This window comes from uncultured Escherichia sp. (assembly GCF_948475835.1).
Taxonomy (GTDB): Bacteria; Pseudomonadota; Gammaproteobacteria; order Enterobacterales; family Enterobacteriaceae; genus ECMA0423.
Map to the genome: position 1 here is coordinate 1 of NZ_CAOLGM010000198.1, position 4,897 is coordinate 4,897.

General features: G+C 47.3%; 4 protein-coding genes and 2 pseudogenes. 2 read left to right on the plus strand and 4 right to left on the minus strand.

Annotated features, from left to right (window positions below; genetic code table 11):
• Positions 1-199 (minus strand): annotated as a pseudogene (locus tag QZF50_RS22530) (7-carboxy-7-deazaguanine synthase QueE); the annotation flags it as partial.
• A gap of 138 nt (positions 200-337) precedes the next feature.
• Between QZF50_RS22530 and yqcG the strand changes: the two are divergent.
• Together yqcG and QZF50_RS22540 are read left to right on the plus strand one after the other, a co-directional pair.
• Positions 338-478 carry a cell envelope stress response protein YqcG gene (gene yqcG / locus QZF50_RS22535; protein ID WP_001288227.1) on the plus strand — a complete coding sequence of 47 codons (141 nt, stop codon included), beginning with the start codon at positions 338-340 and terminating at the stop codon, positions 476-478.
• 13 nt (positions 479-491) lie between these two features.
• Positions 492-1,364, plus strand: a pseudogene (locus tag QZF50_RS22540) (YgcG family protein).
• A 59-nt stretch (positions 1,365-1,423) separates the two neighbouring features.
• On the opposite strand, the gene eno reads toward QZF50_RS22540, so the two are convergent.
• The 3 genes from eno to QZF50_RS22555 form a co-directional block, all read right to left on the minus strand.
• Positions 1,424-2,722, minus strand: coding sequence for a phosphopyruvate hydratase (gene eno / locus QZF50_RS22545; RefSeq protein ID WP_000036723.1), 1,299 nt, complete (start codon positions 2,720-2,722; stop codon positions 1,424-1,426).
• Positions 2,723-2,809: 87 nt separating this feature from the next.
• The gene (gene pyrG, locus QZF50_RS22550; protein ID WP_000210878.1) at positions 2,810-4,447 is read right to left on the minus strand and encodes a glutamine hydrolyzing CTP synthase; all 1,638 of its coding nucleotides are present in this window, start codon (positions 4,445-4,447) and stop codon (positions 2,810-2,812) included.
• 227 nt (positions 4,448-4,674) lie between these two features.
• Positions 4,675-4,897: MazG nucleotide pyrophosphohydrolase domain-containing protein (locus QZF50_RS22555; protein WP_288144571.1), on the minus strand; the 223-nt coding region annotated here is incomplete at its 5' end.

Here is a 4,897-nt window from a genome sequence, read left to right on the forward strand (position 1 = left end):
ACTTATCACTCTCTTTGGTCTTCGCCAGAATGCTGAAAAGGGAGACTTCCCGATCCTCAAGCTTTTCCCAGGTGTGTTTGGTGTCGCACCAGGCACAGCCAACCGGGCATCCCTGTAAACGAATAAAAATGGCGGGGACGCCGGTAAAGTAACCCTCACCTTGCAGGGTCTGGAACATCTCGTTAATCGGGTACTGCATAGCATTCTCTGTGAAGTGGATAATTGTTAATTATTGCAGATCCTGCCGCAACAATCATGTCTTATTAACATTCTGTTACATGCAGATTTAAAGAAAAATGCGAAACATATCGTTAATAATTAAAGGGAGTAACGTATTATGTCAGAAGAAAATAAAGAAAATGGATTTAATCATGTCAAAACATTCACCAAAATTATATTTATTTTTTCTGTATTAGTTTTTAATGATAACGAATCTAAAATTACCGATGCCGCCGTCAATTTATTTATCCAGATTTAATGAGAAATTTATAATGCGCTATTTCATACTAATGTTCACTTTCGTATGTTCCTTTGTTGCAGCCCAACCAACTATTGTCCCACAATTACAGTAACAAGTTACGGATCTTACGAGTAGCTTAAACTCACAAGAAAAGAAAGAACTGACGCACAAGTTAGAATCTATTTTCAATAATACCCAAGTGCAAATTGCTGTATTAATTGTTCCCACAACCAAAGACGAGACAATTGAACAATATGCTACAAGAGTTTTTGACAATTGGCGTTTAGGAGATGCCAAACGTAATGATGGGATACTGATCATTGTTGCCTGGTCAGATCGTACTGTCCGCATCCAGGTAGGTTATGGGCTGGAAGAAAAGGTAACCGATGCTCTGGCTAGAGATATCATCCGTAGCAACATGATACCCGCATTTAAACAACAAAAATTTGCTCAGGGATTAGAGCTAGCTATAAACGCTTTGAATAACCAACTCACTTCACAACACCAATATCCGACTAATCCTTCAGAAAGTGAATCAGCGTCTTCCAGTGATCATTATTACTTTGCTATTTTTTGGGTATTTGCAGTGATGTTCTTCCCTTTCTGGTTTTTTCATCAAGGCAGTAATTTTTGTCGCGCATGTAAAAGTGGAGTCTATATTTCAGCAATCTATCTTTTAGATTTATTCCTGTTCTCCGATAAAATTTTTTCCATTGCTGTATTTTCCTTCTTTTTTACTTTCACCATATTTATGGTCTTTACCTGTTTATGTGTACTTCAGAAAAGAGCATCAGGTAAAAGTTATCATTCAGACAACAGCGGTTCCGGTGGAGGCTCAAGTGGCGGCGGATTTAGCGGCGGTGGCGGTTCTTCTGGAGGTGGCGGCGCATCCGGCCGCTGGTAACTCAACCATAAAAAATGCCAGCCCGGAGGCTGGCATTTTTAAATCAGATAAAGTCAGTCTTATGCCTGGCCTTTGATCTCTTTACGACCGTTGTACGGTGCTTTTTCGCCCAGAGCTTCTTCGATACGAATCAGCTGGTTGTATTTAGCAACACGGTCAGAACGGCTCATAGAACCAGTTTTGATCTGGCCTGCAGCAGTACCAACAGCCAGGTCAGCGATGGTAGCGTCTTCAGTTTCGCCAGAACGGTGAGAGATAACTGCAGTGTAGCCAGCATCTTTCGCCATCTTGATTGCAGCCAGAGTTTCGGTCAGAGAACCGATCTGGTTGAATTTGATCAGGATGGAGTTAGCGATACCTTTTTCGATACCTTCTTTCAGGATCTTGGTGTTGGTTACGAACAGGTCGTCACCAACCAGCTGGATTTTGTCGCCCAGAACTTTGGTCTGGTATGCGAAACCGTCCCAGTCAGATTCGTCCAGACCGTCTTCGATAGAAACGATCGGGTACTGTTTGGTCAGTTCTTCCAGGAAGTGAGTGAATTCTTCAGAGGTGAACGCTTTGTTGCCTTCGCCAGCCAGAACGTATTTACCATCTTTGTAGAATTCAGAAGCTGCGCAGTCCATCGCCAGAGTGATGTCTTTGCCCAGTTCATAACCAGCAGCTTTAACAGCTTCAGCGATAACAGCCAGAGCTTCAGCGTTGGAACCCAGGTTCGGCGCATAGCCACCTTCGTCACCAACAGCAGTGTTCATGCCTTTCGCTTTCAGAACTTTTGCCAGGTGATGGAAAACTTCAGAACCCATGCGGATGGCTTCTTTCACAGTTTTCGCGCCAACCGGCTGAATCATGAATTCCTGGATATCAACGTTGTTGTCAGCGTGCTCACCACCGTTGATGATGTTCATCATCGGAACCGGCATAGAGTATTTGCCCGGAGTACCGTTCAGTTCAGCGATGTGCTCGTACAGCGGCATACCTTTAGCAGCTGCAGCAGCTTTGGCGTTAGCCAGAGATACAGCCAGGATTGCGTTCGCGCCGAATTTGGATTTGTTTTCGGTGCCGTCCAGGTCGATCATGATCTTGTCAATGCCAGCCTGATCTTTAGCATCTTTGCCAATCAGCGCCTGAGCGATCGGGCCGTTTACCGCAGCAACAGCTTTGGTTACGCCTTTACCCAGGAAACGGGATTTGTCGCCATCGCGCAGTTCCAGAGCTTCACGGGAACCAGTAGAAGCACCTGACGGAGCAGCTGCCATACCGACGAAACCACCCTCCAGATGTACTTCGGCTTCAACAGTCGGGTTACCACGGGAGTCGATGATTTCACGACCGATGATTTTTACGATTTTGGACATTAGGTTTTCCTCAAGTCACTAGTTAAACTGAAACTCCAGACAAACAACGCGTACCCAGGGTACGCGTTGCCGTTCTAACTTTTTTACTTACTTCGCCTGACGTTTCTGGAACTCGCTGGCGGCTTTCACAAAGCCTGCAAACAGCGGGTGACCATCACGTGGAGTAGAAGTAAACTCCGGATGGAACTGGCAAGCCACGAACCACGGGTGATTCGGAACTTCGATGATCTCGACCAACTGATCATCCCCGGAACGGCCCGCAACGCGCAGACCTGCATCTTCAATCTGTTTCAACAGCATGTTGTTGACTTCGTAACGGTGACGATGACGCTCAACAATTGTCGGCGCATTGTACAGCTGGCGAACCAGGCTATCGTCAACCAACTGGCACTGCTGTGCGCCGAGACGCATGGTACCGCCGAGATCGCTCTTCTCGCTACGAACTTCAACGTTGCCGTTTTCATCGCGCCACTCGGTAATCAGCGCCACAACCGGGTACTTACAGTCTGGCACAAATTCCGTAGAGTTGGCGTTCTCCATGTTGGCAACATGGCGAGCGTAATCAATTAACGCCACCTGCATACCCAGGCAAATGCCCAGATAAGGAATATTGTTCTCACGCGCAAAACGCGCGGTCGTAATCATGCCTTCTACGCCACGATAGCCGAAACCGCCAGGTACGAGGATTGCGTCCAGACCTTTAAGGATTTCAACGCCGCGCGTTTCAACATCTTGTGAATCGATCAGTTTGATGTTGACGCTGACACGATTCTTCAGCCCACCGTGTTTCAGTGCTTCGATCACTGATTTATAAGCATCCGGCAGTTCAATGTACTTGCCGACCATACCGATGGTGACTTCACTTACCGGGTTCGCTTCTTCGAAGATAACCTGTTCCCATTCGGACAGATTCGCTTCCGGGCAGTTTAAGCTGAATCGTTTACAAATATAATCGTCCAGCCCCTGAGATTTCAACAGGCCCGGAATTTTATAGATGGAATCGACGTCTTTCAGAGAAATAACCGCTTTTTCCGGAACATTACAGAACAATGCAATCTTCGCACGTTCGTTCGCCGGAACAGCGCGATCTGAACGACAAATCAGGATGTCAGGCTGGATACCGATGGAGAGCAGCTCTTTTACAGAGTGCTGAGTCGGTTTGGTTTTGACTTCACCAGACGCTGCCATGTACGGCACCAGCGTCAGGTGCATAAACAGAGTGTGCTCACGGCCAATTTCAACAGCCATCTGGCGAATCGCTTCGAGGAACGGCAAGGATTCGATATCACCTACTGTACCGCCGATTTCTACCAGTACTACGTCATGACCTTCGCCACCTTCCAGCACGCGCTCTTTGATTGCGTTAGTGATGTGCGGAATAACCTGCACGGTTGCGCCGAGGTAGTCACCGCGGCGTTCTTTACGCAGAACGTCAGAGTAGATACGACCCGTGGTGAAGTTGTTGCGGCGGCTCATTTTGGTACGAATGAAACGCTCGTAGTGCCCCAGGTCCAGGTCGGTTTCAGCGCCGTCTTCAGTAACGAACACTTCCCCGTGTTGGATTGGGCTCATAGTACCTGGATCGACGTTGATGTAAGGATCCAGTTTCATGATGGTCACATTGAGGCCACGGGCTTCAAGAATGGCTGCGAGGGAGGCTGCGGCAATGCCTTTACCCAGAGAGGATACGACCCCGCCGGTCACAAAAATATAGTTCGTTGTCATGCTGAACCTGAGAAGTTAGGTTGAAAAGACGATGGAATAACCAGGACGGGAAAGCAGTATACCCGAACATGACCTGTGCCACAAACTTTCATTATCCCTCCTCTTCGCCAGCGCACTATTGAAATCAGGAGTGAGAAAATAGCCCCTTTGGGGTAAATGTTTTTGACGCAAATCAAGCGCTTGTCATTTAAAAAATGACACAAATGGCGCTTGACCGCGTAATTCCCTTAGAGATCAATTTCCTGCCGTTTTACCTGTTGCCAGACTTCTTCCATTGTTTCGAGGTCAACACCTGTCATTTCCAGTCCACGCGCGGCAACAATACGCTCCACTTCGCGAAAACGACGCTCAAATTTTTCGTTCGCTTTTTGCAATGCGATTTCCGCTTTTGTCCCTAAATGACGAGCCAGATTGACCGTGGCAAACAGCAGGTCCCCCATTTCCTCCTCC